Consider the following 25,954-nt stretch of genomic DNA (forward strand, 5'->3'; position numbering starts at 1 on the left):
CGAGCTCCCCGCGTCTTTGATCGGCCGGGAGTCGAACGCCCGGGTACGATCAACCGTACATCAAGATGGTGACCCACCAGCAGTCCGCCGAAGCTTTGCGCGAAGAGCTCCAGGTCTGGATCGACCGAGAAGTCGAACGACTTGGGACCTCTGAGGCGGTCGATATGGGCCACCGGGTGGAGTTCCATTGGCCACCGCGCCCCGTGAGCCTGGATTACCATGTGCACGGCGACCAATTCGTCGATGCGGTGATCGCGGACTTTGACGGCGAGCCATTCACAGTTCGGTTTGCGCACACCAGCCAGGGCGTCTTCGGTCGCGTCGAGCGACTTTGGCACGAGGCGAAGGGCGAAAGCCGGGCGGCGGTGCTCACGAGTCTGAGAAACGCGGCACAGCCGCTCTTCTCCCGCCAGCGCCAAATCGCCACTCTGCTCGGTATGCCTGGACGATACTGCGGGTCGATAAGCGAACTGAAACCGCTCGACCTAATCAAACTCCTCTTCGCCGCCAACCGAGACATTGGCCGCGAAGCTGCGGTCGTCATCGAGACCCACGCCAGCACCCACCTTTTCGGTTCCTGCCTGATAGAGATTCTCAAGAACCGAACGCACCCCTATCGTCGCGCGGCCCACTGGCAAGTGCTCGACTTGTTCGAGGACCTCCCCAGTTTCTGCGGCACGGTCGACGTTCAACGTGAAGCCGTCTTGGCCGTGCGGAATTTGATCCTGGATGCCACCGACGACATTTGCCGCTCCATCTACAAAGCAGGCGTCGTCTTGGGCGGCCATATCTGTACCGAGGACGCAGCAGCAGCCCTGTTGGAGTGTTTTGACTCTTCCGACCGGATCGGACGCCGCGCCGCCTATCATGCCAGCTTCCATCTGGCGGAATGGCTCCCCGCCTGGCGCGACAGAATCGTCACTAAGCTACAGCTTGCAGCCGAATCGGACCCCGAGCCCACCTTGGCGATCTACTGTCGGCATATGGCCCGGGACGTCGCGAATGAAGATATCGATCATGTAGCAGACCCCGTCTTCGAAGACGAGCGATCCGCGATCGACTAGAGCCCTGGCAAAGCAGGCGGTTCGTTGGGCTTTGGCGCGGGGAGCTCGCCCGGATGACTCTTCCCTACGCTCAGTTGCAGGATCGGCAAGTCATCAAGTGCCTGCATGTTGAACTGGTGCAGGAACTGCTGCGTGGTTCCGTACAGCACCGGCCGACCGGGACTTTGCCTACGCCCCACTTCTCGGACGAGCCTCCGCTCCAGGAGCTGTCTCAACCCGTAGTCGCTGTGGAGGCCGCGGACCGCCTCGATCTCGGCCAAAGTGATCGGCTGCTGATAGGCCACGATCGCGAGCACCTCCATGATGCTCCTGGAGAGCCGCTGTTTCTGCGGCTTGAGGTACGTCGCGACGAGTTCTGCGAACTCGGGCTTGGTGCAAAGCTGAAATCCACCCGCGATCTGGACGACCTGCAGTGAACCAGAGGATCGAAGCCGCGCACTGAGCTGATCGACCGCCTCCCGCACTTGCGGCTCAGCCGCGCCGATCGCCTCGCACAGCGCGCTCAGGCTTGCGGGCTTGTCCGAGACGAAGAGGATCGCCTCAACCTTCTCCACCAAGTTCAGGAGGGCAACTCCCCGGCCGCGAACAGCACGTCCTCGCCCAGCAGTTGGACTCGCGCCTGGCCCAGACGAATCAGCTCAAGCAGCGCCAAGAACCACCACACGGCCTCGGTCCGGGTGAACTCGCCGACGACGATCTCGTCCAGAGGCCTGAACTCCTTGGGGAGGACCTTGGCCACCTCGACCATTTGCTGGGCAAGCGACCGCCGAGGCTTGTTGAGGATCTCCGGGCGCTCGGGGACCGCGCGCTTAAGCAGCCGCTCAAGCGCGCGCGACAGATCGCCTGCCGTGACCGCACCCATTTCGTACGGGACCTCGTAGAGCGTTTCATCGCCGCCCGTGCGGAAGAACCGCTGCTCGCGATCCTGATACCAGAGGCTCAGGCACTCGACTGCGTCTGCATATTCATGCACGCTTGCTTCGTATTCGAAGTCCGATCCCTCTTCCAGATCCTCAGTGGCCAAAGTTGGCACCGGGATCAGTCGCCACGCCTTCCGCTCCACCAGGAAGCTCAGAGCGACGAGCGCAGACCCCGCCTCCTCCAAATCTTGATCGTGATCGGCCCGACCCAGGAGGTAAGAGAAGTACGCCTCACATATCGGGAGTAGCGGGACACCCAGCAGGTCCACCCGCTGGTTCCGCACGCTATTCAGCAGCATGCCCAGCGACCCGGAAAACGCTTCGCACTCGACCGTTATCGGCGGCTCGGAAGCAAATCCCAGCCGAGTCAGCTTTTGGATGTGGGTGGATTCAGAACTCACGTTGTTCTGTAAAGACGATCCGCACGGGCCTTGTAGCGCGGGAAAATTGCGCCCGATGTGCACGTTAGAGTGTATAGGTTTCAGTATCTATTCATGCAGCTTGCTGGACAAGCGACATGTTAGCTCGTTGTTTCATGACGCTAGATCTGAGCGCTCTGCGCCCTTGCAAGACTTGTACTTTGAGATGTGCATCCACACGACTAAGTGCAAGTTATTATCCAAAATTACGCCTGTGCTGCATCGACGCAGACAAAAAAGAAAGCTGATCCGAAATCGGACCAGCTCTTGAAAGGAACAAACTTTTGGAGGCGCCGAGCGGATTCGAACCGCTGGATAAAGGTTTTGCAGACCTTCCCCTTAACCACTTGGGTACGGCGCCAGGAGCCCAGTTATACCGCATTGGGTCGGGTATCGTCAGGGCACGCACATGTCTAAAGCTGAAGTCTGGCTAGCATTCCTCACCGAACGGCAGTTCTCACCCGAGAGCCTGCCGGGTGGCGAGATTCGGTTCACCGTCGATGAGAATGTCTTCGTCTTACACCCGGAGCCAGACGATGCGAGCTACTTCAAGCTGAGCTTTTACCACGTGTGGGACAAGGACCAGCCTGCGGCGTCGCACGAGCTCCTAGAGGAGCTCAACATGAAGGTCAAATGCGTGAAGCTATGGGTGCAAGCGGACGTGCTGTGCGTCACGTGCGAAGCATTTTATGCAGATGCGACGCAAGCGACGGCGATGTTCGACCGGTACATGACCCAGATCTACGGGGCAGTACAGGTCATCCAAGCTGGCCACTTTCCCGACTAGTGCTCGTGATCGTGCTCGTCCTCAGGCGCGATGCCGCCGGAGCGTGGAGCCGGCTCAGCCGGTAGGGGCCACTTCTCTGGCCTCCACAGCTTCTCGGGGGCACAAGCCACGTTGTAAGCCAGCAGAGCCGTATTCACCGACATCTGCCTCAATCCGGGAAGGAATGCGTTCGTATAGCGGTCGTTAGCCGTGTGCCAGATGAACCGGTACGTCTGTGGACCAGTCTTGCCCCACGCGAACGCGGGGATCCCCTGGGCCAAGTAGGAAGCGTGGTCACTTCCCCCGCCTCGCATCCACTGACCGCCCGCGTCGCTCACCACAATGGGCTGCTCCGGAAACGCCTTGGCGTAGTCCGACAGGGCGCGCTCGATGATGGGCCTCCAAGCAGGCATCACGCTGAGCGAGGACTGGTAGTTCGAACCCGAATCCTCGTTGAAGACGGCCACAAGCTTCTGCCGATCCCACTTCTTTGCATCGGCGGCGCTGCCATACAGGCCCTGCTCTTCCCCGCTCCAGAGGATGATCCGCATCGACCGGACGGGCTTCGCTTTGGCCATCGCGATCAGGCGCGCAGCCTCCAGGCTCACGCTCGAGCCGGTTCCATTGTCGCTGGTCCCCTGCGATCCCGGGCCGTCCCAGCTGTCGAAGTGCCCCCCAAACATCACCCATTCGTCCGCCTTCGAACTGCCGGGCCAATCGGCCACCAGATTGTACTGGGGCACGGGCTTGGTCCCAATGTACTGATCGAGGTTGAACTCGAGCTCCACCGGACGGCCGGCCTCGGTCATGCGTCGGATCCACCGGAAGTCTCCGAATCGGATGTTGACGCGCGTGTCCTTCGGGGCGTTGCCAGCGACCAATGGTGCCCACGAACCACTCGTGTGCACCCAGTTCTGTTTGTCCGCCCCGCCGAAGACCTTGCCAGCAATGCCGAGCTTGTCCAGTGCCGCTTCGACGTCCTCAAGCGCAGCGAGCGCAGGGTTCTTGGTGCGAAGCTCTGGCGTCAGCGGTACCAGCGGCCGGGAGCCGCGCATCGTCGCCGCCGTCTCCATGAGAATCCACTTCCCCTTCAGCTGGTCCTTGCGGAGCTCAAACTCGGCCATGGACTTCGGTTGGATGGCCGTCAGGGCTTTGCGCGGGCCGTCAGTGCCGGGCATCCAGGCGGCGCTGCTGAACATGAGGTCCCACCGCACCGGTTGGTTCATTCGGCCAAACGAAGACGGTCCGCGGTCGAAGCCAAAAGGGACCTCCCCCCACTTCTCCAGGCGCACGTTTTGCCAACCCCAGCTGCGCAGCTTCTGCATCGCCCATTGCTGACCGCGGGCCAGGTTTTTCGAGCCAGTGAGGCGCGGGCCAATGTCGTAGGAGAGCTCCTTCAGAAGGACGGCCGCTTGGTTACGATCCATCCCCTCGCTGAGAATGACCTTGATGGTCCCCGGATCTCCCTGAGCCCACACTTGGGCCGCGCACAGGAGTGCACAAGACGAAAGCCAGCGTCGAAGCCTCATCCCGCTACTTTACATCAAAGTACGGGGTCGCCCGACTTCTCGTACGAATCCGAAAGCAACAGGTAGTCGAAGAAGTCGACTTCGCCGTCCCGGTTCAGGTCAGCTCCCGCGATGTAGCCTGGGCCACCCGAGCTGGTTTCGTACGCCCCGCTCAAGATCAGGTAGTCGAAGAAGTCGACGTTGTCGTCCCCATTGCAGTCGCCGTTTGTAAGATCGATCGTGCCTAGGTTGACCGAACCAGCAGACGTTGAGTAGGCAACGTTCTTCCGGAGCCAGGTGTCCACCTTCACCGAGAACGTGCTTGGACCACCGGGAGCGCCGGGGGTAATGTCCTTCACGACAAAGCTGCCGTCCGCCTGGACGGTTGCCACGGCATCATGCACGGTGAAGAACCGCTTGAGGGTCACCGTCACCGTCTTGGGGGCCGTGCCGGGAGCGATCGGGCCGAAGTTCAGCTTGCCTGAAACGGTCCGTCCTGAGGTATCGACAAAGAGCCCGATCGCCGGATGATAGATGCCGTCTGCCGAAGACGACCGGTCCAGATCGACTCGCTCCGAATAGGTGAAGGGGCCACCCGCAGTGTTGGTCAGGTCCTGGAAGATGTAATCTGGCGCGTTCACGCTCAGCCCCGAGCTGGCCTTGCTCGAATCGATCCACGCCCACTTGCTGCTCTTCGAGGGATTCGTGCCCGGATACACCGGATCACCCGGCGATCTCATGGGAACGAGTGCAAGCTGGAAACTCTCGGTCGTCAGCGGAACAACCGTGCTAGAACTGACCGTCGTTGCGACGGACAGTTCCACTGCGCCACCGACTCCAGGAAGCGCCCAGCCTTGACTGACTTGCGAAAGGTCAATGACGCCCGAAATGAACCCCGCGGTGAGGTTACGGTAGACCAATGCGATCGACGTCAGGGGTTGCGAAGCAAACGGACCGGCTGAGCTGGTCCCAGCACCCAGATAGGTTGTGACGGTGACCACCAGGTCCTTCATCCCGGACGCCGTCGGAGTTCCGGCAGGATTCCATAACCCAAAGAAGGAGGCGGCAGAGGCGACCTTGAACTGCGTACCCGATGCCAGGGTCATATCGTCGGCATAGCGGTACGCACGGTAGGTGTCGGCCTCCAGGTCGGCAGGGACCGACCCGCCATAAACCGATGAAAAGAGAGCCGATGGGTTGGGCAAACTGCCAAGATTCGCGTGCGTCGCATCGTACGCGGCAGCAAAGGTGACGGCGTCACGTTGGCCCTGCGCAGCGGCGGGCATGGGATTCCAGCCACCGACCGGGTTCCCGTTCAAATCCAGCACCGCGTAGGCATCTGGCGTAATTGACCGGAAGCTCTTGTCGCTCGCGGCAGCATAGGCGCTACAAAGCACCGCCAGCAATGCGATCCCGTATTTCACTCTCATTTTGACTTCGACTCCCCTCTGCCGTCTGGCAAGGCATGACAAATCGCCCCGCACAGCGTTACTTACTCTATCACGAAAAAGCCCTGGGAACAAGAAAGAAACCCCGCGGCGGCCAACGCCGCGGGGCATTCCAGTACGAACCAAGTATCTTTACGGAAGCTCGGGATCGTCTTCCAACTCGTAGCTGTCGTTCAGCAACAGGAAGTCGAAGAAGTCGATCGTCCCGTCGCGGGTGAAGTCAGCCGTGAAGTTGTCAATGTAGGCGGCATCCGGGAACGCCGACTCGTACCCTGCCGAGACGATCAGATAGTCGAAGAAGTCGACCGTCGTGTCGTCGTTGGCTTCGCCGTTCGGAAGGACCAGGTTCGCATTCGTCACGCTGCCGGCGGTAGTATTCACCGTCAGGTTGCGTCGAAGGAAGCCTGGAACTTTGACCGAGAGGTTGCGAACGCCGCCTGCTCCAGTCTGTGTCTTGTCAACGAGGTAGTACTTGTAGGTATCGCCCGAGACGTGGACAAGAGGCACGGCGCGATCATCCGCCTTCGCGTCGAACTGGATGACTGCAGCGGGCTCAGGGATGAGCGCTACCGAAGGATCAACCATGCCGGTCAGCTTCACCGTGCCCGAGATCACACGTGCATTGGTGTCTGCCCAAAAGCTCATCGCATGGTGAAGTTGGGTCCCAGCACGGACTCCCGGATTCGAGAGAATGAGGCTCGCATCGTTCGGAACGAGTTCAGACCAAGAGTTATCGCCCAAGGCGTCCGTCGTAAAGAAGTCGTCGTGCTGGTAGTCCGAGTCGTTCACGAAGTTGGCACCGACTCCGTCCCAAGTCGCATCCACAACGTCTTCCCACGCGTCATTGTCGCTGCCCGCGGGGTTGGTACCAACCGGCAGATCACCGGTGGTGCTCCAGTTCAGCTGGTAGCCGACCGCGATGCCTGCGGTGGATGACACTTCACGGAAGTTCGTGCGGCTCGCGCCCGATCCATCGTAAGTGAGGAAGGTGAGCGACATACCGCCGCCCGTGTCCGGCATGTTGAACTGCAAGCTCGACGTCGTGAGGTTGCTGCTCAGAGCGTATCCTCCAGCTGCAAGACCGTCGTAGAAGAGCGCGACGCTTTCATTCGTTGAGAGCGAGTTCGGGCCTACTCCCGTGATGTCCACGACATTCTCCGAAGAGATGACGATGGCCAGATTGTTCGAGTCGCCTGAGCCTGGAGCCCAGCGGGCTGCGAGCCAAAGAGCGCGAACCGGTTGACCGGCCGCCGCGGCTGGCAATCGCATGTCGTCCATCGAGAAGGCGTTCTGATAGCCCGTGAACAACGTCAGAGGCACGTTCGTCGGCCAGCCCGATGGAGCGACGCCACCCGGGGCGTACTTGTACGTCGGGAACGGATTTGTCGTCAACGTGTTGGCGTTGACTCCTGCGCCGTTGTACAGGTCCACGAAGACTGGCGCATCACGCCAGAATCCCTGATTGGCCAGTTCCTGGGCTGCGCCAGAAATCCGACCATGCTTGTACGCGGCGACAGCAGAGGCTTGGCGCGGAGTGAGCTTGGACGAGTCCACTTCCGTCCGCACAGGGCGGGCGAATGCAGAAACGCCGAAGAGAGCGAGTGCAGTGAGGGCGAACCCTCGAGTAAGCGTATTTGTGTTGTTCAAAACAAAGTCCTCCAAATTTCTTTGCGGGACCCGTTCTGTAATCGACGTTCTGAAGCAATAGAAGAAAAAGCAGTCTGTGACTGTGGTCTATCTTACAACGGAAAATCCGAAATGGAGCAAGAAATCTCCAGAACAAAAGGAAGAACCCGCGCCACAGAGTGGCGCGGGTTCCTTGGATAACCCAGGTTTCCTTACGGAAGCTCGGGATCGTCTTCCAACTCGTAGCTGTCGTTCAGCAACAGGAAGTCGAAGAAGTCGATCGTCCCGTCGCGGGTGAAGTCAGCCGTGAAGTTGTCAATGTACGCGGTGTCCGGAAACGCGGACTCGTACCCTGCCGAGACGATCAGATAGTCGAAGAAGTCGACCGTCGTGTCGTCGTTGGCTTCGCCGTTCGGAAGGACCACGTTTGCATTCGTCACGCTACCACCGGTGGTGTTCACCGAGATGTTGCGTCGAAGGAAGCCAGGAACCTTGAACGAGAGGTCGCGAACGCCACCTGCGCCAGTCGGGGTCAGGTCGACCAACTCGTACGAGTAGACGTCGCCGCTCACGTGCACCAACGGCACTGTTCGGTCGTCAGCCTTAGCATTCACCTGGACTCCGGTCGAGAACTCAGGAATGAGCGCCAAAGCCGGATCGACCATACCAGTCAGCTTGACAGTTCCCTTGATCGTGCGCAGGTTGCTGTCACCGAAAACGGTCCAGCAGTGCACAAGGTCGGTACCGGCGTACGGAGCCGAAGTCAGAGGCGAGACATAGATCTCAGCCCATGCATTCGCGCCCAGTGACTGCGTGGTGAACAGATCATCGTGCTGATAGTCCGATCGGTTGACGTAGTTGGCAACCACGCCGTCCCAGGTCGATTCGGTGTCATCTTCCCACGCTGGCTTGGCCGAGCTGGCGGTATTGGTACCGACCGGGTTCGTGCCGCCAGTGGCGCTGAAGTTGAACGTCCAGGCTGGGTATGCAATACCTGTGGCACTAATCTCTCGAACGTTCGTCGGTGCTGAAGACGGGCCATCAAAGGTGAAAGCCGTCATTGCCAGACCGCCACCGTTCGCAGGCATGTTGAGCTGCAGACCGCTGGCCGACAGATCGCTTCGGAGTCCGTAGAATCCACCAAAGGTCGTGATGCTGTAGAACAGCGCGACGCCATCGTTCTCCGAAACGAATGATGGACCGTTGCCGGTCAGGTCAACGTCATTCGTCGAGGAGATGAGCAGAATCAGGTTCCAGCGGGTCGTGTCGGTTGCGTCACCGTCACCTAGGCCAGGGGTGTACCGGTAAGCAGTCCAGAAGCCGCGGATCGGCTTGCCTGCCATGCCAGTCATCGCATTGACGTCGTCCATGGCGAAGCAGTTCTGGTAGGCCGACGTGCCATAGGTGAACAGCGGAGGCGAGGCCGGGTAACCGGCAGGTGCGACGCCGCCCGGAGCGAACTTGTACGACCGCGAAATGCTAGCTGGGAACACTGCTGGGTTCAACTGAGCGTTGTTGTAGATCTCAGTGAAGACAGGTGCGTCCTTTGCCAACGGGTTGCTGGTGAGTGGAATGATCGGGCCCACAATCTTACCGTTGACGACTCGCGCCGCGGCTTCAGCCGAGTAGTTGATCATCTTGCTCGTATCGGCGACGACCAGCGGGGTCGTCGGACGAGCGAACGAAGACGCCGCAACCGCCAGGGCTGCGATCGTCAGAGTTGCATGCTTGTACGAAAGAATCATTGAATCTAAGTCCTCCAAGAGACGTTACAGGTTCAAGGCCACCCGCAGCCTCCGCGACCCCCAGTTCGTCATTGACCAGGCAGCGCGTTTAAGCTTGGGTTATCCTATCACAGCCGGAACCTAATGCCAAGAGGTTTTCGTACAATTTTCTCGGACTAGATTCTTGAACCCAGCATCATTACGGGGTGTCGCCCTCAAGCTCATAGTTTGAACTGAGGATGAGGTAATCGAAGAAGTCGACGATCAAGTCGCCATTCAAGTCCCCGTCCGCGGTGCGAACCCCGCTTTCTGCCGGATAGTCCCAGCCAGGAACGCTCGAATCGAGTTCGTAGACGCCGCTCATGACCAGATAATCAAACAGATCGACCATGTTGTCGTGGTTGCAATCGCCATTGGTGAGCACCGCATTGCGGCCCGAAACGTTCAAACCGCCAGTGGTATTGGCTGTGAACGATTTTTGCAGCCAGTGTGAAGCCTTTACGTAGACCACGTAGTTGCCCCCGGTGCCCTGCTGGGGGTCCATGATCGTGTAAGCACCGGCCGAACTCACACCGACCGTCTGAGTGCTGATGACCTGCCCCGTTGCAACTGATTTGACTTGGAAGATCGCAGAACTTGGCTTCGCGGCAGAGGCTACAAGCCCGGAGAACGAGAGCTGGCCCGAGATGGTCGTCACGTTCGTATCGACAAAGATCGCGGCTGCACACTGCAATATGCCGCGCGTGGCATCCGTGTAGTCGTACTGCTCGGCAAATGGAAACGCTTCCGAGGCCGTATTCGTGAAGTCTTGGAGCACATAATCCGGACTGCCGAAGCCGAAGGCCACGTCGCCGTCGTCGTCCCACTGCCAGCTACTCGAGCTCGAAGTGTTCGTACCCGGGAAGAGCGGCTCGCCGGGCGAGAGCATATTGCTCAGCAGTGGCTGGATCGATGAAGGGAAGACGAGCTTCGTGTACTGCCCCACCCCGTCTGGCTTCCCCACTTCGATGCGCAGAGCACCGTTCTGTCGTGGAATGGGGACCGAGGTTGCCGTGCTCGCCAGGTCGATGGTTAAGATGTGGTTACCCGCAGCGAGGCCATTGAATCGCGCGGCAATGCCGGTCAGCTCATGGTCGGCGGCGGGGCCATTACCCGTGTCATCGAACTTGGCAGCGGTGGAGATCTTAAAAATGTAGTCGGCCGTACCGGCGCCAGTCGTCCCACCATTTGGATTCACATAGACCCCAAGCTTTAGGTAGCGCCCAAATCGTCCCAGGGTCGAAGGCACAAAGTTCGCGTCGTTGACCCACAGGTACTCACGATACGAGTCGTTGTTGATCCGCTTCGGTCCCGGATGTGCGCCGTAGACGCCCTGGGTGAATGCAGCAAGCGTGGTCGGGCTGGTGCTCATGGAGTCCCAGGCCATGACGAGGTTCGGGGCGTTCTTCACGTTCGGAGTAGACTCGATTTGACTCCACTGGCCGATTCGGCCACTCGCGTAGAGGGGTGCAACCGCGCTTGCGACCGAGGATTTGAGCGACTTCACGGGCACATCGGCCAACGGGAATCGCATCCCTTGTGCGAACGCAGAGCTTGCACTTGCGATCAACCCGCACGCGATAAGGCTCGCGCCAACGTAAGAAATTCTTCCCTTCATCATAATACAAACTCGAGTCACTCCAGTTTACTAGACCGGTGTGCAGGGGACTATGCGCGAATTACCGGGTTCGCCCTACGTAAGCAGACTACGGTCCCGACCAAAAGGTTCACTAACGTTCACTCGTACGTGATCAAGCCGTGCGAACTTACGAGCTCTTCTAGCCACTCGTAGCACTCCGAATCGTCACGCGGAGGCACCACATCCGGGATCAAGTACCACGATTCCCAGTGGACGGTTGACTCGCCCGGTGCGAGAGTCACCAGTCCACCCAGCGACTCAATTTCGAGCATGTCCGTCCGAGTGAACGTCTCGAAGTTACTCCCGAAATCGGGGTAGTTCGCGTCGTCGTGGTAGGCAAATCGCTTTAGGAAGAGGTTCTCATTGTTGGCATAGGCTGCGTATCCTTGGCTTACACATGCGCCAACCTTCTGATTGTCGCCCTCGATGTTGTGGCGTAGCCGGACCACCCGGTCACCCCACGTCCAGCGCGGATCCTGCATTTTGGTGTAATGCCACATCACCAGCGGCCTGGCTGGAAGAAGCGCTTCGGTATGCGGACGGGGCGGAGCCTGCGGGAAGATGCACTCTCCCCCCGGGGCCATGACGGTCACACCCCAAGGAGCGAGCTTGACGCTCTCGCACGTTGAATTGAGCAGCGCGTGGCGGATGGTGAACCCGTCGAGCGAGTCGATCGGCCGAATGGAAAGGGTCTTCTGGATTCCCACCGGCCCGACCGGTGCGCGGAACGAAGTCCAACCGTCTTCTTCGAGGATCTCAACCGGCTCATTGTCCGGCTCATAGGTCACGGACGCCCGCTCGGGCGCGACCCACAGCCGGTGCCCCCCGTAGCTGCGATACTGATCACCGCCCGTCATTCCGCGATGCCGCTCGTACTCCACAAACTCATTAGGGCCTCCGACCCGGCCAAACCGGATAACGCGTGGACCCACTTCGAGCGTGACGACCGCATCGACGTCGCCCGAAACGAGCCGAGCACATCGGGACCACCCACCGTAGGGGATGATTTCCATCAGGCGTGCAGTTTACACATGAGCTGGGTCCATCACTGCTGGTTTGGACCTTTGAAGCGGACGGAAGCCGGGATCTCGACCGGCATGCCGACCTTTGCCCCTATCTTTTTGAGCGTCCCGGCTTTGAATTCGATGGCATAGAGCACCTCTCCATTCGACCGAACAGAGGTCTCATCGTGCGCCTTCATCGTGCGGATCGTTCGAATCGTCTTATCCTCCTTGATGTAGGCGATATCGAGGTCGATGAGCGTGTTGCGCATCCAGAATCCTAGATCTTGCGGCTCGGGAAACACGAAGATGAAGCACTCCGTATCCTTCACGTCCGAGTCCTTGAGGTACATCATGCCTTCCGCCATCTTCATTTCGGTGTCGGTGACGAATGCGGTGAACGTCTTGCCAGCGAGCTTCACCTTCACCGTTTCCAAGTCGTCCATCTGGAAGATGCGTTCGGTGACAACCCGTCGCCCGGACTTGGTGGTGGTCGCCGGGGGAGTGGCGGGTTTCTCTTGCTTGATCGCGACTGGGGGCGCAGGTGCGGGTTCAGTTGTTTTCGCAGCGGGCTCGGGTTTCGCCGCGACAGGCGCAATCTCGGGCTCAGTCTGACAACCGGAGGCCAGAACGGCGACGACGAAAGGCAACAAAAATTTCATACGAGCGATTCCTTAGCGGGGACAAAAGTCACCATGTTCTTCTCAAACGCATCGATAGCGGCACCATGTTCCAGCGTCGTACCAATGAGGTCCAATCCGCGAATGATCTGTAGTCGTGTCGCCTCCAAGACCCGGAAGGGGATGGTCTCGCTCCCAAGCTCAATCCTGCAATTCTCAAGGTCCACGGTCGAGGTTGCGCCTGAGCCTGCTGCAACGAACTTTGCATGTGGCGATTCGTCGAGCTCAAGCAACAGCAAGCCGCAATTGGCTGCGTTCTGACGGAAGATGTCGCTGTAGCCAGCGGTCTCGGAGGTCGTACGGGCGATGATCACACTGAACCCCGCCTGCTGGATCGCCCAGACGGCGTGCTCGCGGGAGGATCCGCAGCCGAAGTTGGTGCCAACCACGAGGATCGATGCTCCCAGCGCCTCGGGCTGGTCCAAGGCGAAGTCCCCGCCCCGCACGTCCGCAAACGCCAGTTCGCCGTAGCCCGCCTTCGAGACTTTGCTGAGGAATCGGGCCGGAATGATTCGGTCGGTGTCGACATGATCACCAGGCAGGACTGCCAAGGTGCCCGTGTGCGTGCTAAACCCGCTCATAAGTTCATTGTGGCACGGTTGTTGCTGGCTCCCCGCCCAGAGGCGCCTACACTCCCCAGTTCGGCCTCTTCTCCATTCCATCCACTACGCTGAAAAACAATGAAGCCTCGCCCAATGGGCGAGGCGTTTTTTTGGTGTCAGAGAGAGGTACTCGAATGAAACTTAGTTTCGGACCGCTGCCATTCGGGGCGACGCCGGTGCGACCTCGACTGTCGCGTGGGGTGGGCATAGCAAGAAAATGTTGTCGCCCAACTCTTCCCAGGTCCCTTCCTCGGCATAGTTCACGCCGCACATAAAGTCCTTAATTTTCTCGCGCAAAGCGGTATCGGCCGCCGTCAGATTCAGCACTTGCTGCTCGCCGCGCTTGAGACCATCCGCGGCGGCTACGGCATCTTGGAAAGAGATGATCTGGCGACGCACAGTCACAGCGTATTTGTAGTTCGTGTGCAGGGCGATGCGTCGAGGAGCGAGATCCATTTCTGCGACGTCTTCGATTGGCTCTTCGCCCATCAGTTTCTCGCGCAGTCGGCCAAAAAAGCCCGGTCGCTCATGCAGTTCCAACTCTTCCATGTGTTGCTTCCTCCATCCTTGGACCTTGATTGCTCAAGGGCGCCGGCCGAAAAGTGCTGACCCCACTCTGATGTGCGTCGAACCTTCTTCGATCGCCACCTCAAAGTCTTGACTCATCCCCATGCTTAGCCACTGCAACTGCGGGTGCCCTTCCCTGAGCACATTCATCAACCGAAACCACGGTCGAGATTCCTCCGCAGTCCGCGTGGAGGGTCCGATGGTCATCAATCCCTTCAGACAGACTTCATTGCATTCTAGGACCTTATCGATGAACCTGTCAAGGGCCTCCGGAAAAATGCCTGATTTTTGCGGCTCACTTGCTACGTTAACTTCGATCAAAACATCGCATTTGGTTTCGCGTTTTTCCAGTTCCACGAGCGCAGATTCGCTTCCCAAGGAGTGAATAACCGAGGCGCCGTCCGCGATTCGCCGCGCCTTGTTCGATTGCAGATGACCCACAAAATGCCACCGAATGTCGGTCGGTAAAGCCGCACGCTTCTGCTCCCACTCCTGCAACCTACTCTCCCCGAAGTCGCGTTGCCCAGCCCGGTAAAGCTCTAAGATCGCTTCGGCTGGAAACGTCTTGCTGACCGCGATGAGAGTGACTTCATCGGAGTCGCGACCCGCACGCAACGCCGCTCGCCGCGTGCGTCCACGAATCTCATCCAGTCGTGCCGATGCGTCCACTTGAGCCAGTGTACCGACGCCCCTGTCCGCCATAATCGACGGAGATGGTCACCCCAAACCGCGAGAAGTTCCTGGAGCTAAGCGCACAGAATCGGCCCATTCCTATCGTGGCCGACATGCTAGCCGACATGGAAACGCCGCTCAGCACCTACTGGAAACTCGCGCACGATGCCATTCACAGTTTTCTCTTGGAGAGCGTCACAGGCGGCGAGCAAGTCGCGCGCTACTCGTTCATTGGCGCGCGTCCGAAGTCGGTCCTTCGCAGCAAGAACGGCCAACTGACTACCAAAACCCCGACGAGTTCGGTCACTACGGCGCTGGAGCTGGGGCAGGACCCGCTTCACGCGCTTGCGCACGCGATGCCACCCCCTGCCGTGGCAATGGAAGGACTCCCGAAGCTGATCGGCGGCGCAGTTGGGTTCCTAGCGTACGACTTCATCCGCTATCTCGAAGAGATCGGCGACAGTACGGTGGACGACTTGCAAATGGACGACATGGCAATGATGCTGTGCGACGAAGTCGTCGCCTTCGACCACGCCAAGAACCTTTTGCGCATCATTGTCCTTGCCGACCCAACGCCAGGTGGATACGATATCGCCATCGCTAGGATCGAAGCGACCAAGGCAAGAATCTCATCGACCCCTCCACCGCTTCCCAGCCTAAGCACAACCGCTGCGCCGGTGACCGCGAACATGACTCAGGCTCAATTCGAGGCCAATGTGTCCCGCGCGATTGAGTACATCTCGCAAGGAGACGGCGTCCAGATGGTCCCAAGCCAGCGTTTCGAAACATCCAACCAGGCACACCCGGTCACGCTATACCGATGCCTGCGCAGTCTCAACCCCTCGCCGTATATGTTCATCTACCGGTTCGGCGATTTCGATGTCGTCGGCGCATCACCCGAGTTGCAGGTCGGCCTTGAGGGCCGGGTGGCCCGAGTACGACCGATTGCTGGTACCCGCTGGCGCGGAGCCGACGCGGCCGAGGACCAACGCCTTGCGGAGGAACTCCTCGCGGACGAGAAGGAGCGCGCTGAGCACGTGATGCTCGTGGACCTCGGGAGGAACGATCTGGGCCGGGTGTGCGAATACGGCAGCGTCAAGGTCGGCGAGCTCATGGTGGTCGAGCGCTACAGCCACGTGATGCACATCGTCAGCGAAGTTACCGGGACCCTGCGGCCCGATCTCGACGCTTTCGACCTCATCCGCGCGACCTTTCCGGCTGGCACCGTCTCCGGAGCTCCCAAGATTCGCGCCATGCAGGTGATCGAAGAGCTCGAACCCACCCGGCGCGGGCTTTACGCAGGCGCGGTCGGCTACATCTCCGCAACGGGGGACTTGGATACCGCGATTGCGCTGCGCACGGTCCTACTCAAGAACGGCAAGGCGTACGTGCAAGCGGGTGGCGGCGTCGTTGTGGACTCCGACACCACCTACGAGTACAACGAATCGTGCAACAAAGCCCGAGCCGCTTTGCGAGCGATTGAGATGGCCCACACCGGCGAGTTGTTTGCTTAGTCGCGGATCGACGTACCGATCACGGTCGGATCAAGGATGCGCTGCGACCAGGTGCTGGAGTTGCCAGCCCGATCCACACTCGCAACACCAAAGGCGCGGAGGGCTTTCCCCGAACTCTTCAGCGGAAGAAGAATGCTCGTGGTGGTTGCGGGGACGATCCGCTTGGTCCAGGTCGTCCCAACCAGATAAGCCACCGTGTACCAGTTGGCGGCTTCGCTGCCGAACGGGGTCCAGGCGATTGTCTGTGTGCCGAGGCCGGTGTTTTGCGTGAGGGATACCAATGGCGGCAAAGGCGGAACGCCATCGATCCAGGTGTACGCCGGGATCAAAGCAGGCTCCTTGTACGTGTTGTTGGTGAACTCGTTGCGAAGCGTCGCCGTGTCTTGGACCGAGGAGATTCGGTAGTGGATGTTGCCCGTGACGCCAGCGTTCGAACGCGCCAGGTTAATCTGGTTGACCAACTCGGTCACGCTCCATGAGCCCGAGGCTACACTGCTCGCAGCATTGGCCACGTACACGTGACGCCCGGCGGTGTTCTGCTGAACCCACCAGTTCATGATCGTGCCGTGAGGCTGGTTGGTGCTGCCAATCGACCAGTAGATTTGCGGGGCAATGAAATCAATCCAGCCGCTCTGCATCCACTTTAAAGAGTCGGCGTACAACTCATCCACGGCGTTCAGGCCGATCACGGGCGATGGCATGCGCGGACGACCGTCCCCGGTGATGCCGTTGCTGCTGCGATAGATGCCGAACGGTGAAATCCCGAACTTCATGTGGGGCTTGATCTGCTTGATCGACAGATTGACTGACTGGACAAGATCGTTGACGTTTTTGATCCGCCACTCTTTCTTGGAAAGGGTCCCACCCGCGCCTTGGTACGCCGCGTAGGCGTCGGAGTCTGGGTAGTCCACGCTGTTGTAGGGGTACGGATAGAAGTAGTCGTCGAAGATCACTCCATCGATGTCGTACCGCGTGACGACATCGTTGATGACGTCCTTCGTTTGCTGCGCACCCGGACCGCTCGGATCGATCCAAACTGAGTTCGCAGTGGCACTCGTCGGGTAGAGGTCCGTGTATCCGGCCTTCTTCGAGATGTGGTTGGCTGGCGTGGTGGAGGTGCTGCTGCTGAGCGCGCGGTAAGGGTTGATCCACGCATACACCTGAATACCGCGGGCCTTGGCCTGGGTGATCCAATAGGTCAACGGATCGTACAGTGGGTTGGGCGCGGTCCCAAACGTGCCCCGCAGCATGGGCCCCCAAGGTTCGATCGTGCTGGAGTACAGCGAGTCGGCTTGGCTACGAACCTGGACGCAGACCGTGTTCACATTCATGGCCGCGCACATGTCGAGCATGTCGATCGCCTCCTGCTGCTGCTGCGCGGTTGTTCGCGTCGTGTTCGAAGGCCAGTCGAGGTTGAAAACGGTGGTGACCCACATGCCCCGCATTTCGCGGCTGAAGGTGGGCATCACATTGGTCGAAGACTGAAACACGCTGTCGTTGTTCTTCGAGGTCCCGGACTGGGCCCACGACGAAACAGCGGTTGCGGCGGCAACCGAGAGCAATGCAAAAGCGCGCTTGATCATCAGTCTTTCCAAGAAACACGCACCCACGGGCCGAGCACATTGGCTCGGTCTGTCAGTGCGACTCGAAGTGATTGTACGTCAACTTTCGGGGAACCTAGCCTTTGCACGGTCAATTCCGGTGAGGAGGCGGGGACAACACCCAGAATTCTGTCCCGTCCGTCCTTCGTCTCCACCAAAACCAACGATTTCAGACCAGCGATCCGCGGCGTGCCGTACTTGATCGTGATCGAGCCGTCCGCGTTAACACGCCCATTCACGCCCACCGGCGCAGGTACCGCCCCGCCGCTCAGCCACGGCGATGCCGGAGGCAAGGCTCGGTCTGCGTACTTGCCGGACCTGAGGGCATCGTTCACGCCCTTTGCGTTGCGCGTGAAAACCTTCATGCTGAAGTGGATGTTCCCTTCGGCCCCAGCCTTACGGGTGAGATCAATCTGGTTCTCGATCTCTGAGACGGGCCAACTCGCATCGGATCCGATTTGCCCAGTATAATTACCTGGAATCAGGTGACGTCCCTTGGTATTGTTCTCCAACCACCATTTCAGCAGCACCGGGTAGCTCTGCAGCTTCTGACCGATGGGCCAGTACAACTGCGGGGTCATGTAGTCCATCCAGCCGTTCTGAAGCCACTTGAGACAGTCTGCGTAGAGCGCGTCGTACTGGTCAATCCCTGCCGAGGTGCCTTCGGGAACCCCTGGTCGATAGATACCAAACGGGCTGATCCCAAACTGCACGTGACGCTTGGTCTTGTGGATCCCTGTGTACAGGCGCTGGATGAAGTCGTCCACCTGCTTTCGACGCCAGTCACCCTTGTTGAGCTTGCCGCCACTCGATTGGTACGCATCGAAGTTTTTCGCGTCGGGAAAGTCCACGAGCTTCTTGTCCGCATCGCGTACAGGGTACGGATAGAAGTAGTCGTCGATGTGAATGCCGTCGACGTCGTAGCGCTTCACCACATCGATCATCACGTCGTATGAGCGCTGCTGGACGAACGGCTCGCTCGGGTCCATCCACATGAAGGTCCCGTAGTCGCGGACTACCTCGGGGTGCATCTTGGCGATGTGCCCGGCGCTCGGATCGGCCTTGGCGGCTGGATGCCACGCGCGGTAAGGGTTGAACCAGGCGTGAAGCTCCATGCCCCGCTTGTGGCATTCGGCGATGATGAACTCAAGGGGATCCCAAGCTGGGTTCGGTGCCTTCCCGTCGGCACCGTTCAAATAGATGCTCCACGGTTCTAGAGCGGACTTGTACATGGCATCGGCGCTGGGGCGGACCTGGAAGACAATGGCGTTGAGCCGGAGGTTGTAGGCGGTCTCGACGATCTTGAGCAACTCGGCCTTTTGGTCTGCTGTGCTCAGGCCGCGCTTCGTGGGCCAGTCGATGTTGTCGACCGTAGCAACCCACACTCCGCGAAACTCGCGCGGGATCGTTGGCTCCGGGGTCTGCGAAACCATCATGGCTAATCCTCCGAGAATCCCTAACATCATCGTTCTATGCTCCCTTCAGCCTGGCGGGTATCGTTCAACCCAATGGAGAACGCGATCGCCGTCGGCCACGTTTCACTGAATCTTACTGAATTGACGCTACCGAATGGATTGCGCGTGGACCAGATTGAGGCAAATGCTGCAGGAATGCGGATATCGACGAACCCAGTGAGCGCAGAGACTCCCGAACCCGGACAGATCACCGCGCGGGTGAAAGAAGCCACCCTCAGCGAATTCCTCTCTACCCAACTTCCCTCCGCGGTACGGCAAGTCGACGTCCAGTGCGTGGGCGGTCGAATCCAAGTCGCGGTCATCGCCAAGGTCGTTTTCGAGATCAAAGCGTTGGCGATGTGCCGACTGGAGATCGTCGACGAGCAGCAGATTTTCGTGCGAGTGGAGTCTATTGACCCAGGCGGACCCATCGCCACACTCGTCGAAGGTCAGGTCGATCGGGTCAACCCCGTTTTCGATGCCCGCGACCTTCCGGTACCGACCCGGCTCTTGCGCGCCGAGAGTACGGAAGGCGAATTGCGTGTGTTCGGGGAGTTCCAGCTGAGCTAAGCCATGCCGCTTCAACTCGATTTCGTGACGCTCTTCCCTGAAATGATCGGCCCGGTGCTGGAAACAAGCATCGTCGGGCGAGCCGTTCGCCGGGGGGATGTGGCATACGGAACCGTGAACCCGCGGGACTTCGCAACCGACACGCACCGCACGGTTGACGATCGTCCCTTCGGCGGGGGTCCGGGCATGCTCCTACGTGCGCCAGAAATGATGGCCGCCATCCGCTCCATTCCCTCGGCGGAAGGACGGCGCATCGTGTTCTTCGAGCCCAGTGGCACGATGTTTCGGCAGGCCGATGCCCTACGACTGGCCAAGAGTTCGGCGATCACGTTCGTCTGCGGCCACTATGAGGGAATCGATCAGAGGGTGCTTGACCTGTGCGCGACCGACGTCTTCAGCATGGGCGACTTCATTCTCACCGGCGGAGAGCTCCCTGCCCTTTTGATCGCGGACGCGGTCGTTCGAACCCTTCCCAATGCGCTCGGCTCGGCAGAAAGTCTCGTCGCCGACTCCCACTCGGATGGGCTCCTCTCGGCACCGCAGTACACGCGGCCCGAGGAGTTTGAAGGGATGCGCGTACCGGAGGTCTTGCTCAGCGGCGATCACGGCAAGATCGCCCGGTGGCGCAGGCAAATGCAGCTTCGGACGACCCGCGAACGGCGACCCGATCTATTTTCGACCGCGCCCCTTTCGCGCGATGACTTGGATTTGCTATAATCTGTGTTCGCGCCCGGCTATTGGACCACATCGGGCACCACAAGGATTCAAGACATGTCTAAGCAGCTACTACTCCGAAGCGTCGCCGAGCAGCACATCAAGAGCGACCTGCCCGCCATCAACCCAGGCGACACTGTTCGAGCCCACACCAAGGTTCGTGAAGGCGGCAAGGAGCGGATTCAGATTTTTGAAGGCGTTTGCATTGCTCGCAAGAACGGCGGCATCGCCGAGAACATCACCCTCCGCAAGATCAGCAACGGCGTGGGTGTCGAGCGAACGTTCCCGCTCCACTCGCCGCTCGTCGCAAAATTCGAAGTGACCCGACGAGGCCGAGTGCGACGCGCCAAGCTTTACTACCTGCGCGATAAGGTTGGTAAGGACGCACGCATCAAGGAAAAGCGCTAAACAGTGAACTTCTCGCTGCTGCTGGCTCAGCAGACCATCCCTCAGCAAGAGGGAGTACTCGGAATCATCGATAAAGTCGCTCGCACACAGCTGAGCGTGGTGGTCATGTTCATGGCCGTCTGTACGGTGATCCGGCTGGCGGCGCACTTCATTCTGCTCAAGCCCGTACCGGTGTACCTTCGCGGCGGGGGACACCGTCTCGGCACGATCATCAACGAGATCACCGATGCGATCATCTATGCGGGCATCTTCGTCTTCCTCGTGATCCGGCCGTTCGTGATCCAAACCTTCGTGATCCCATCCGGATCGATGGTCAAGACACTCTTGGTGCACGACTACATCGTCGCTAACAAGATGATCTACCGGTACAGCGAGCCCCAACACGGCGACATCATCGTCTTCAAGCCACCACAGGCCGCAGTCGGAGATGGCGATCGCGATGCTACCGACTTCATCAAGCGGCTCATCGGCATGCCCGGTGACACCATCGAAGTCAAGAATAACATCCTCTACCGCAACGGGCAGAAGGTCGAAGAGCCGTACAAGTTCTTCAGCCGCTCGCTCGACTCGAAGGGAGCAACGTTTGAGGAACTGACGCCGGAGGGGATCGACGCGGTCATGTGGCCCGATTTCAAGCTGGTGGAGTACAACGGCAAGCCGTTCCCAGTCAACGTTTCGGGCATGATGGTCAATGATAAAGGGATGTTTGCGCCGCAGTACCAGGCCACCTCCTTAGACGAAGCCGCCAAGCTCCGCTCACTGCCGCCGATGAAGATCCCGCCTGGCTATTACTTCATGATGGGCGACAACCGCTTCGGCTCACTCGATAGCCGGTTCTGGGGGCTCATTCAGCGCGACGACATCATCGGTCGCGCCGAATGCATCTGGTTCCCATTCAACCGCTGGCGATTCGTCCGCTAAGTTAGCGTGCCTTTCGGCGTCGCGCGATCAGCACAAGCCCCGCGCCCATGGCTAGCCAGGTGCCTGGCTCGGGGGCCAGAATCGTCGAGACGCCCGCCACCTTTCCGCCAGACCAACCGAATCCACCGACAAGTTCGACCGTGTTGGTCTGCGGCTCGATGAAATACACCGCCCGAGCGGAAGAGCTGATGCTCTGGAAGTCTTGAACGTTCACCCACCGCCCGGAGTGAGTCCGCGCGGAATTGCTACTGATGAACGCTTCATCGGAACCGAGCGCGCTGCTAGTGATGTTGGAGCTTGTCAGTGCTACGGTTGAACTAACTCGCTTGAAAGATCCCGCCGCGTAGGCGGACTGGGTCTTGCCCCATACGATCAGGTCACTTCCGTCGAGCCCCACTCCAACGTACTCGTTTGCGGCTGAGACGCCAACCTGGAACTGGCTCGAGATATTCAAAAGCCCGGAAGCAGTATGGAGGTTCCGATAGTAGGTACGCCCCGCTATGTACGAGAAGGAGGCGAATGACAAATCCGGAAGTTGAACTGCTCCAACAGGGGTATCGCCGGCAACCAGGACTACATTAGTAACCAGCGTTCCTGTCGTGGGGTTGAACACACCGATTGTCGTGGCGTCGGTCACAAGGATATTCCCGTTGGCCATCGGACTTAGCTGTTTGATCCCGCTCTTCCCAGACGCAAAGGAGCCCAGATACTCGCCGGTGAAGTGGTTAAAGCGGTGAATACGGCCAAACGAGTCGCTGGCGTAGGTCCGGTTGGCACTCGCGATGGAAGTCATCGAGGTGACGTTCTTGCACTGGAAGTTTGAAAACGTACCCAGCGAGATTCGGTTCTCCAGGTCGTACCGGTAGAAAGTCCCCGACGTACTCGCCGTGATGAGCATCTCGTACGAGGCATGCGCTCCAGCCGCACCGAACGCAACACAACCAACAATCAACCAATGCCGTCCAAACATGAACCTATTCTATGGCAAGTTGGACGAATTGAAGACTGAATTTTGCGAGTTTTCCGTCAACAGTGGGGTTGCAGTGGTGGGCAGTGAGGGGCTCGAACCCCCGACATCCTCGGTGTAAGCGAGGCGCTCTACCAACTGAGCTAACTGCCCGATGCGCCGATAATTTACCTGAATCCCTGACATTCCGCGCCTCAGGCGACGTTACTGGTAGTAATGACGGCCCCACGCAAAGGTATAACGGCCCTATGAAGCAGATGCTGCTTGCACTGGCTCCATGGATGGCGATGATTGCAGCAGCGCAGGACAGCGGTCCAGTGTCGGTGGCGTACACCCATTACGGCACTTTTGAGCGGGGACTTACCCGCGTCAAGGACGACGTACTTGCGACTGAAACCGCGCTCGAACAGTGGGGCTGGAAGGTTGACCTCCACCGTAACGACGCGACGGTGTCCGCCGAGTCGCGCCGACTCCAGGTGCCGCTCATTCAAGTCGATGGCACCGCACTCATCTCGCTGAAGGACTGCCTGAAGCAACTTGGCGCAAACGGCGAGTGGATCGACGGGACGAACCAGTTCGTGGTCACCGCCGCCGTCCGCAACATCACCCTCGCCAACGGCAAACTTTCGCTTGACACGACCCTGGACGTCTGGCCAAAACTCGGTCGACTGTCGAACCCCAGCCGCCTCGTGATCGACCTGGAAGGGGCATCGTACTCTTCTGGCAACCCCTATCGGTTTGAACTTCCCCAAGGTGTGCGGATCGCGCAATACCGACGCAACACATTCCGGATCGTCATTGAGGACCCTAAGACGGCCTCCGCGCCCGAACCTCGGTTAACGCCCGGTCGAAGCTTTGACATTGATCTGCGGCCGCTCGGGGTGGCCAACAACCCGACGACCATCATCACCCGGGACGCGCAGCCGGTCAAGCCGGTCGAGGACGGCAGTTCCAGTGCAACTGACAAGCCCGCCGAATCGGCGGTGAGCGGCTTCCCCGGGGTGCTCCCCAAGAACGATCCGAAGCCGCCAGTCAAATCGAACGACCCCGTCGTCAATCCCGATAGTTTCGACCCAAATGGGAAGCAGGCAGCGATTCCCATGCCCGTCGTGCAGCCGGTCACCATCTCCAAACCGCGATTGGTGCCGCAAAAGAGTGGCGATCTACTCGTGGTCTTCCCTATCTCGCGACGGCTGCAGAACCCAGCAAGCAGCAAGTACGCCGATTTGACCCAGATCGAAATTCTGGTACCCAACTCCGTCCCCGGGTCCCCGGTGATGAGCCGCAACCTCGCAGAGAGTCTGAAAGGGCTGGAACTGAGCGCGGCTGGAGTCAGCGACAGTCGCATATCGTTGACCACGTCCCGACCCATGGGCGTACGGGTCAGCAACACCGCGACTGAACTGAGCATCTTGCTCGTCCGGCCCAAAGTTTCGAACTCGCGACTGGCGGGCAAGACCATCGTCGTCGATGCGGGCCACGGTGGGACCGACTCGGGTGCAGTTAGCCCCGACGGCAAAGTCTACGAGAAGAACATCACGCTCAAGGTAGCAAAGTTCCTTGCCGAGGAACTGACCGATGAGGGCGCACAGGCTGTCATGACGCGCATCGACGACGTCAAGATTGCCCTCGGAGAGCGCAGCGCGATCGCGAATCGCTTGACGGCCGACCTGTTCATCAGTATTCATGTCAACTCGAACAAGGTGAACAACTCGCGTTCCGGGTGCTACATCTTCCACCACAAGCAGGACCCGCTCGGTATCCTGCTGGCAGAGTGCATCGCACGCGAGATCGCCAAAGTCAGCAATCTTCCCAACCTGGGCGCGATCAGCGACGGACGCATCTACTCCAGCGGATTCGCCGTGCTGCGAAATTCGACAATGCCCGGAGTGCTCTGCGAACTCGGATTTATCAACCACTCTACGGATCGAGCCCGGCTCATTCAGGAAGAGTATCAAACCGCGGTGGCCAAGGCCATCGTAAAAGGAATCAAGGTCTATCTAGGCGATGCCCAAAGCAACTAAGTCTCGTCGTTCTGGAATGCGCCCCGCGACCGTGCTCACCTTGTTGGGACTTGGCGGGCTCGCGGCGACCTTCGCGTACGTCAAACTTGCGCCCGCGGACCGGGTGCCCGAAGCTCAGTTGCGCACCGACTCAGCGGCTCCGGCCAAGAACGTCCCCGCTGCGACGGATCGCCCCATCGTCGAGAGCAAGAGCGTACGCGTCCTGCGGCCGGTCTACGAGAACGACACGCTGAAGTTTGTGAAATCTGACCGATCGATCAAGAAGGATGAGAACCCTTACCTGGTCGCGGTCAACGGATTCCTAGAGGCAGCCAAGGTGGCTCCGCGCGACGCCGTGGCCAAGAGCGCGACCAAGAGCGGCAATGTGCTTGTGATCGATTTCACCACGTCATTTGAGCAAACCTACGGCACTGAGGACGAGAACACGCTGCTCAATGGGTTGCGAGAGACCGCCAAACAATTTCCCGGGGTCGAGCGGATTCGCATTACGGTCGATGGCCACGCCATCGAGACCTTGGGCAATGTCGATCTGACTCAGGACATCTTGGTCAACGACTGATCGTGCGGTCGCTTGCGCGGCCATCGCAGGTCGACCAATCGGATCAGCAGCCAAGCCGCGCCACATCCGGTCGCCCATCCGAGCAACACTTGCGAGGGGTAATGCGCCCCTACGTAGATCCTGCTGAGTCCCGTCAAGAGCGCGACAACAACCCACGGCCAACCCCACCGACCAAAGTACGCCACAAAGGCAAACGCCACGAACGCCATGTTCGCGCTGTGGGCACTGGCGGTGCCCATGCTTTGGCTCATGCCGACACGAACAACCGCATCGGCAAGCTCATTTCCTGGGCGTGCGAACGGGATCATCTTCCAGAGGTCGGTGAGGAAGTTCGCGAAGATCCACCCCAACCCTGCCACGAGTCCTCCGACTCGGGTCGCCGGTCGCCAAACGAGCCACACCAACAGCACCGCCAAGATGATCTTCATTACGAACCCGTCGGTCCCCTTGCTCAGGAACAGCATTAGGGGTTCCAACCCATCTGGCCAGCGGTTGATCCAGTGGAAGAGTGCGCGATCCAACCCGTTCACGTGCGCCAGTGTACTTA

25 protein-coding genes and 2 tRNA genes are annotated in these 25,954 nt (G+C 59.5%); 9 read left to right on the forward strand and 18 right to left on the reverse strand.

Going from position 1 to position 25,954, the window contains the following annotated elements:
* Positions 1-65 precede the first annotated feature (65 nt).
* Complete coding sequence (locus tag JNM85_07595; GenBank protein MBL8087916.1) at positions 66-1,064, forward strand: hypothetical protein; 999 nt, start codon at positions 66-68, stop codon at positions 1,062-1,064.
* On the opposite strand, the gene scpB is transcribed toward JNM85_07595, so the two are convergent.
* The 3 genes from scpB to JNM85_07610 all read right to left on the reverse strand — a co-directional run bounded on the left by scpB (position 1,061) and on the right by JNM85_07610 (position 2,764).
* Positions 1,061-1,621 carry an SMC-Scp complex subunit ScpB gene (gene scpB, locus JNM85_07600; protein MBL8087917.1) on the reverse strand — a complete coding sequence of 187 codons (561 nt, stop codon included), beginning with the start codon at positions 1,619-1,621 and terminating at the stop codon, positions 1,061-1,063. The genes JNM85_07595 and scpB overlap by 4 nt on opposite strands.
* Positions 1,622-1,623: 2 nt before the next feature.
* Positions 1,624-2,385 (reverse strand): segregation/condensation protein A, encoded by a 762-nt coding sequence (locus tag JNM85_07605; GenBank protein ID MBL8087918.1) that lies wholly within the window; start codon positions 2,383-2,385, stop codon positions 1,624-1,626.
* Between the two features lie 303 nt (positions 2,386-2,688).
* Positions 2,689-2,764: transfer RNA gene (locus JNM85_07610), tRNA-Cys, on the reverse strand.
* A 48-nt stretch (positions 2,765-2,812) separates the two neighbouring features.
* On the opposite strand from JNM85_07610, the gene JNM85_07615 reads away from it, so the two are divergent.
* Positions 2,813-3,190, forward strand: coding sequence for a hypothetical protein (locus tag JNM85_07615; GenBank protein MBL8087919.1), 378 nt, complete (start codon positions 2,813-2,815; stop codon positions 3,188-3,190).
* Here the strand turns inward: JNM85_07615 and JNM85_07620 are convergent.
* From JNM85_07620 to JNM85_07665, 10 genes are all read right to left on the reverse strand, one after another.
* Positions 3,187-4,698, reverse strand: coding sequence for a M28 family peptidase (locus JNM85_07620; GenBank protein ID MBL8087920.1), 1,512 nt, complete (start codon positions 4,696-4,698; stop codon positions 3,187-3,189). The two genes, JNM85_07615 and JNM85_07620, sit on opposite strands and share 4 nt — an antisense overlap.
* 14 nt (positions 4,699-4,712) lie before the next feature.
* A complete protein-coding gene (locus JNM85_07625; protein MBL8087921.1) occupies positions 4,713-6,107 on the reverse strand; it encodes a hypothetical protein in 1,395 nt (464 codons plus the stop codon).
* Between the two features lie 150 nt (positions 6,108-6,257).
* Complete coding sequence (locus JNM85_07630; GenBank protein MBL8087922.1) at positions 6,258-7,772, reverse strand: hypothetical protein; 1,515 nt, start codon at positions 7,770-7,772, stop codon at positions 6,258-6,260.
* A gap of 191 nt (positions 7,773-7,963) precedes the next feature.
* On the reverse strand, positions 7,964-9,496 hold the full coding sequence (locus tag JNM85_07635; protein MBL8087923.1) for a hypothetical protein: 1,533 nt from the start codon (positions 9,494-9,496) through the stop codon (positions 7,964-7,966).
* A 178-nt stretch (positions 9,497-9,674) separates the two neighbouring features.
* On the reverse strand, positions 9,675-11,048 hold the full coding sequence (locus tag JNM85_07640; protein MBL8087924.1) for a hypothetical protein: 1,374 nt from the start codon (positions 11,046-11,048) through the stop codon (positions 9,675-9,677).
* Between the two features lie 203 nt (positions 11,049-11,251).
* On the reverse strand, positions 11,252-12,166 hold the full coding sequence (locus tag JNM85_07645; protein MBL8087925.1) for a hypothetical protein: 915 nt from the start codon (positions 12,164-12,166) through the stop codon (positions 11,252-11,254).
* A 32-nt stretch (positions 12,167-12,198) separates the two neighbouring features.
* A complete protein-coding gene (locus tag JNM85_07650; GenBank protein ID MBL8087926.1) occupies positions 12,199-12,816 on the reverse strand; it encodes a DUF192 domain-containing protein in 618 nt (205 codons plus the stop codon).
* A complete protein-coding gene (leuD, locus tag JNM85_07655) occupies positions 12,813-13,415 on the reverse strand; it encodes a 3-isopropylmalate dehydratase small subunit (protein MBL8087927.1) in 603 nt (200 codons plus the stop codon). Before leuD ends, JNM85_07650 begins: the two co-directional genes overlap by 4 nt.
* Before the next feature lie 162 nt (positions 13,416-13,577).
* Entirely contained in the window at positions 13,578-13,985 is a 408-nt protein-coding gene (locus JNM85_07660) for a cell division protein SepF (protein MBL8087928.1), read from the reverse strand.
* 33 nt (positions 13,986-14,018) lie between these two features.
* A complete protein-coding gene (locus JNM85_07665) occupies positions 14,019-14,672 on the reverse strand; it encodes a YggS family pyridoxal phosphate-dependent enzyme (protein ID MBL8087929.1) in 654 nt (217 codons plus the stop codon).
* A 44-nt stretch (positions 14,673-14,716) separates the two neighbouring features.
* Between JNM85_07665 and trpE the strand changes: the two genes are divergently transcribed.
* Complete coding sequence (gene trpE / locus JNM85_07670) at positions 14,717-16,189, forward strand: anthranilate synthase component I (GenBank protein MBL8087930.1); 1,473 nt, start codon at positions 14,717-14,719, stop codon at positions 16,187-16,189.
* Here trpE and JNM85_07675 read toward each other — a convergent pair.
* Positions 16,186-17,772, reverse strand: coding sequence for a family 10 glycosylhydrolase (locus tag JNM85_07675; protein ID MBL8087931.1), 1,587 nt, complete (start codon positions 17,770-17,772; stop codon positions 16,186-16,188). The two genes, trpE and JNM85_07675, sit on opposite strands and share 4 nt — an antisense overlap.
* Positions 17,772-19,226 (reverse strand): family 10 glycosylhydrolase, encoded by a 1,455-nt coding sequence (locus JNM85_07680; GenBank protein MBL8087932.1) that lies wholly within the window; start codon positions 19,224-19,226, stop codon positions 17,772-17,774. Before JNM85_07680 ends, JNM85_07675 begins: the two co-directional genes overlap by 1 nt.
* 72 nt (positions 19,227-19,298) lie before the next feature.
* On the opposite strand from JNM85_07680, the gene JNM85_07685 reads away from it, so the two are divergent.
* Genes JNM85_07685 through lepB form a run of 4 tightly spaced genes read left to right on the forward strand, consistent with a single transcriptional unit; the run spans position 19,299 to position 21,857 of the window.
* Positions 19,299-19,814: an LmeA family phospholipid-binding protein gene (locus JNM85_07685; GenBank protein ID MBL8087933.1), complete on the forward strand. Its 516-nt coding sequence runs from the start codon at positions 19,299-19,301 to the stop codon at positions 19,812-19,814.
* 3 nt (positions 19,815-19,817) lie between these two features.
* A complete protein-coding gene (trmD, locus tag JNM85_07690; protein MBL8087934.1) occupies positions 19,818-20,531 on the forward strand; it encodes a tRNA (guanosine(37)-N1)-methyltransferase TrmD in 714 nt (237 codons plus the stop codon).
* A 54-nt stretch (positions 20,532-20,585) separates the two neighbouring features.
* Positions 20,586-20,936, forward strand: coding sequence for a 50S ribosomal protein L19 (rplS, locus tag JNM85_07695; GenBank protein MBL8087935.1), 351 nt, complete (start codon positions 20,586-20,588; stop codon positions 20,934-20,936).
* Positions 20,937-20,939: 3 nt separating this feature from the next.
* Positions 20,940-21,857 (forward strand): signal peptidase I, encoded by a 918-nt coding sequence (gene lepB / locus JNM85_07700; protein MBL8087936.1) that lies wholly within the window; start codon positions 20,940-20,942, stop codon positions 21,855-21,857.
* 1 nt (position 21,858) lies between these two features.
* On the opposite strand, the gene JNM85_07705 is transcribed toward lepB, so the two are convergent.
* Together JNM85_07705 and JNM85_07710 are read right to left on the reverse strand one after the other, a co-directional pair.
* On the reverse strand, positions 21,859-22,827 hold the full coding sequence (locus JNM85_07705; protein MBL8087937.1) for a PEP-CTERM sorting domain-containing protein: 969 nt from the start codon (positions 22,825-22,827) through the stop codon (positions 21,859-21,861).
* Between the two features lie 74 nt (positions 22,828-22,901).
* Positions 22,902-22,977: transfer RNA gene (locus JNM85_07710), tRNA-Val, on the reverse strand.
* A 95-nt stretch (positions 22,978-23,072) separates the two neighbouring features.
* On the opposite strand from JNM85_07710, the gene JNM85_07715 reads away from it, so the two are divergent.
* Positions 23,073-24,848, forward strand: a complete 1,776-nt coding sequence (locus JNM85_07715) for an N-acetylmuramoyl-L-alanine amidase (GenBank protein ID MBL8087938.1) — start codon at positions 23,073-23,075, stop codon at positions 24,846-24,848.
* Complete coding sequence (locus JNM85_07720) at positions 24,832-25,407, forward strand: GerMN domain-containing protein (GenBank protein MBL8087939.1); 576 nt, start codon at positions 24,832-24,834, stop codon at positions 25,405-25,407. Before JNM85_07715 ends, JNM85_07720 begins: the two co-directional genes overlap by 17 nt.
* On the opposite strand, the gene JNM85_07725 is transcribed toward JNM85_07720, so the two are convergent.
* The gene (locus JNM85_07725) at positions 25,383-25,937 is read right to left on the reverse strand and encodes a phosphatase PAP2 family protein (GenBank protein MBL8087940.1); all 555 of its coding nucleotides are present in this window, start codon (positions 25,935-25,937) and stop codon (positions 25,383-25,385) included. The genes JNM85_07720 and JNM85_07725 overlap by 25 nt on opposite strands.
* Between the last annotated feature and the right edge of the window lie 17 nt (positions 25,938-25,954).

Source organism: Chthonomonas sp. (assembly GCA_016788115.1).
Taxonomy (GTDB): domain Bacteria; phylum Armatimonadota; class Fimbriimonadia; order Fimbriimonadales; family Fimbriimonadaceae; genus UBA2391.

Bases quoted from the DNA above. Each gene is read 5' to 3' on its own strand.
- JNM85_07640 (MBL8087924.1), bottom strand. From the start codon at position 11,048: ATGCGATTCCCGTTGGCCGATGTGCCCGTGAAGTCGCTCAAATCCTCG.
- JNM85_07625 (MBL8087921.1), bottom strand. From the start codon at position 6,107: ATGAGAGTGAAATACGGGATCGCATTGCTGGCGGTGCTTTGTAGCGCC.
- JNM85_07650 (MBL8087926.1), bottom strand. From the start codon at position 12,816: ATGAAATTTTTGTTGCCTTTCGTCGTCGCCGTTCTGGCCTCCGGTTGT.
- JNM85_07620 (MBL8087920.1), bottom strand. From the start codon at position 4,698: ATGAGGCTTCGACGCTGGCTTTCGTCTTGTGCACTCCTGTGCGCGGCC.
- JNM85_07680 (MBL8087932.1), bottom strand. From the start codon at position 19,226: ATGATGGTTTCGCAGACCCCGGAGCCAACGATCCCGCGCGAGTTTCGC.
- trmD (MBL8087934.1), top strand. From the start codon at position 19,818: ATGCCGCTTCAACTCGATTTCGTGACGCTCTTCCCTGAAATGATCGGC.
- JNM85_07615 (MBL8087919.1), top strand. From the start codon at position 2,813: ATGTCTAAAGCTGAAGTCTGGCTAGCATTCCTCACCGAACGGCAGTTC.
- JNM85_07715 (MBL8087938.1), top strand. From the start codon at position 23,073: ATGAAGCAGATGCTGCTTGCACTGGCTCCATGGATGGCGATGATTGCA.
- JNM85_07645 (MBL8087925.1), bottom strand. From the start codon at position 12,166: ATGGAAATCATCCCCTACGGTGGGTGGTCCCGATGTGCTCGGCTCGTT.
- rplS (MBL8087935.1), top strand. From the start codon at position 20,586: ATGTCTAAGCAGCTACTACTCCGAAGCGTCGCCGAGCAGCACATCAAG.
- trpE (MBL8087930.1), top strand. From the start codon at position 14,717: ATGGTCACCCCAAACCGCGAGAAGTTCCTGGAGCTAAGCGCACAGAAT.
- JNM85_07720 (MBL8087939.1), top strand. From the start codon at position 24,832: ATGCCCAAAGCAACTAAGTCTCGTCGTTCTGGAATGCGCCCCGCGACC.
- leuD (MBL8087927.1), bottom strand. From the start codon at position 13,415: ATGAGCGGGTTTAGCACGCACACGGGCACCTTGGCAGTCCTGCCTGGT.
- JNM85_07595 (MBL8087916.1), top strand. From the start codon at position 66: ATGGTGACCCACCAGCAGTCCGCCGAAGCTTTGCGCGAAGAGCTCCAG.
- JNM85_07705 (MBL8087937.1), bottom strand. From the start codon at position 22,827: ATGTTTGGACGGCATTGGTTGATTGTTGGTTGTGTTGCGTTCGGTGCG.
- JNM85_07685 (MBL8087933.1), top strand. From the start codon at position 19,299: ATGGAGAACGCGATCGCCGTCGGCCACGTTTCACTGAATCTTACTGAA.
- JNM85_07635 (MBL8087923.1), bottom strand. From the start codon at position 9,496: ATGATTCTTTCGTACAAGCATGCAACTCTGACGATCGCAGCCCTGGCG.
- JNM85_07675 (MBL8087931.1), bottom strand. From the start codon at position 17,772: ATGATCAAGCGCGCTTTTGCATTGCTCTCGGTTGCCGCCGCAACCGCT.
- JNM85_07660 (MBL8087928.1), bottom strand. From the start codon at position 13,985: ATGGAAGAGTTGGAACTGCATGAGCGACCGGGCTTTTTTGGCCGACTG.